This window comes from Actinomadura sp. NPDC048032, from assembly GCF_040653175.1.
Taxonomy (GTDB): Bacteria; Actinomycetota; Actinomycetes; order Streptosporangiales; family Streptosporangiaceae; genus Spirillospora; species Spirillospora verrucosospora.
Genome location: NZ_JBEZJP010000696.1, coordinates 1 through 2,439, shown reverse-complemented (window position 1 = coordinate 2,439; position 2,439 = coordinate 1). Strand labels below are relative to the sequence as shown.

Here is a 2,439-nt window from a genome sequence, read left to right as displayed (position 1 = left end):
TCTGCCGCCGCCGTCGCGGCCCGGGCCGTGGCGGCGCTGCCCGCGCTCGCGGCCCGGCTGCCGTGGCGTGCGCTGCCGCCGCTCGTGTGGGCGGCCTCCGCCGCGTGGACGGTGGCCCTGGCCGTCTGCGACGGGTGGGGCGCGCTCGCCCGGCCGCTGGACGCCCCGACCGAGTATCCGGCGGGCCTGGTCCAGCTGCGCCCCGACCCGCTGGAATGGCTGCGGACCTTCTCCGAGCGGCTCGGCGGCTACACCACGCACGTGCGGGGGCATCCGCCGCTGCCGATGCTGGTGCTGTGGGGACTGGAGAAGGCCGGTCTCGGCGGCACCGGCTGGGCGGCGGCGCTCATCATCGCGGCCGGGACGTCGGCGGCGGCGGCGATCGCGGTGACGGTGCGGTGCCTGGCGGGGGAGCGCGCGGCGCGGGCGGCGGTGCCGTTCCTGGCGCTGGCGCCGCTGGCGGTGTGGATCGCGACGGCGATGGACGCGTTCTTCCTGGCCGTCGCGGCCTGGGGCACGGCGCTGCTCGCGCTCGCCGCGCGCGGCGGGCGGAACCGGGCGCTGGTCCCGGCCGCGGCGGGCGGGCTGCTGCTGGGGTGCCTGCCGTATCTGAGCTACGGGCTGCTGCCGCTGCTGGCGGTGCCGCTCGCGGTCGTGGTGCTGGGCCGTCCGCGGGCGCGGGCTCTCGCGGTCGCCGGCGCCGGGCTGGCGGTGGTCCCGGCCGCGTTCACGCTGCTGGGGTTCTGGTGGCCCGACGGCGTCCGCGCCACCCTGGACACCTACCTGGTCAGCCGCGGATCGGCGCAGCGCTCCTACGCCTACTTCCTCTTCGCGAACCTGGCGGTGCTGGGCCTGCTGACCGGTCCGGCGGTGGCGCACGCGCTGCCGCGCACGCTGACCGAACTGTGCCGGGGCGCCCTATGGAGGGACGTGCTGTGGCGGGGCGTGCTGGGACGGGGGCCGCGGTCGCGGGCGGTCGCACCGGCGGCGGCGGTGGCGGCGCTGGCGGGTGCGGCGCTGCTAGGGGTGCTGGTGCTGGACGTGTCTGGTGTCACGCGTGGCGAGGTCGAGCGGATCTGGGTGCCGTTCGCCGCCTGGCTCACGGTCGCGGCGGCCGTCGACCGCTCCCGGGTGCGGGCGTGGCTGGCGGCGCAGGCGGTGACCGCGCTGGCCGTCCAGGCGCTCGTGCTGTCGCCCTGGTGAACGCCGCGCGGTGATGCTTCGGTGCTCGGCGAACCGACCGCGGGCTAGCGTCCGCGTATGAGCGACCCCGAGTTGAAGGCGCGGCTGGCGGCGCGGTTCCGGGAGGTCAACGGCGACCACCCGATGACCGCCGCCGACGACGCCTACGTCACCACCTGGTTCACCGACCTGGAGGACCTGTGCCGCGACACCGGCCGCGACGCCGACGAGGTGCGGCGGCTGATGCTGGCGGGCAGGCTGCCCCTGCCCGGCTACCTGCGCTCCGACGGCGCGCAGATGGTGCCACCGGACCTGTTCGACCTCGCCGGGCAGGCGGGAGGCATCGACGCGCTGAGGGGCTGGTTCCTCTCGCACTGGGACGACCCGGCCACCGCCGAGGCGGAATGGGCCGCCTACCTCAACGGGCAGTACGTGTGCCTGCGCTCGGTGACGCCGCAGAACATCCAGTACAAGGACGCCCTGGTCAGCGCGATCGAGGCGGCGCCGGCGGAGCCGGACGCCGGGACGCCGGCGTGGACGCGGCGGCTGCACGCCCTGGTCGACGAGCTCGACGCGCTGGAGCCTCCGTTCACCGCCTACGACCGGCTGCGGTTCGCGGGACCGGTGTCGCGGGACCGCTGCATCGACGCGGTGCGCGCCCGCTACCCGCGCGACGCCTGACGCCTCCACCGCGGTGACGTCCACCACCTCTCACCTGCGCTGACACCGCCGCAGAAAATTCTTCGAAGAAATCCGGGGCGGGATGTCGATCCGGCGGCCGGCCGTGCGACGCGTCAGTGAAAGGCCGATGAGACACCGCACGGAAGGACCGCCGCCATGAGCGCCCAGACCCACACCGCCGCCCACACCGCCGCCCGCGTCACCACCACCCGCACGACCGGGGAGCGCCGCACGCTGCGCAAGGTGCTGTGGGGCGCGCAGATCCTGCTCGCCGCGTTCCTGTTCTTCGCCTCGGCGCTGCCGAAGTTCGCCGGCCAGGCCGACGCCGTCAGGACCTTCGAGGAGATCGGCTGGGGCCAGTGGCTGCGGTACCTGACCGGGACCGTGGAGGCCGCCGGCGCGATCGGGCTGGTCGTCCCGCGGCTGGCGGGGCTCGCCGCGGCCGGGCTGATCGGCCTGATGGGCGGCGCCGCCCTCACCCAGCTGCTGGTGCTGGAGCCGGCGTGGGCGCTGCTGCCCGTGGCGTTCGCGGTCGTGTTCGCCGCCGTCGCCTGGGACCGCCGCGCCGAGTCCCGC

General features: G+C 76.1%; 3 protein-coding genes. All 3 read left to right on the top strand.

Translation table 11 applies throughout. The features are described 5' to 3' along the window. The coding region (locus AB0C69_RS41190) for a hypothetical protein (protein ID WP_360362108.1) at nucleotides 1–1,203 on the top strand (1,203 nt) is incomplete at its 5' end. A 57-nt stretch (nucleotides 1,204–1,260) separates the two neighbouring features. Beyond that, nucleotides 1,261–1,863, top strand: a complete 603-nt coding sequence (locus AB0C69_RS41185; protein WP_360362106.1) for a DUF6058 family natural product biosynthesis protein — start codon at nucleotides 1,261–1,263, stop codon at nucleotides 1,861–1,863. Nucleotides 1,864–2,019: 156 nt separating this feature from the next. After that, a partial coding sequence (locus AB0C69_RS41180) for a DoxX family protein (RefSeq protein ID WP_360362103.1) occupies nucleotides 2,020–2,439 on the top strand: 420 nt, incomplete at its 3' end.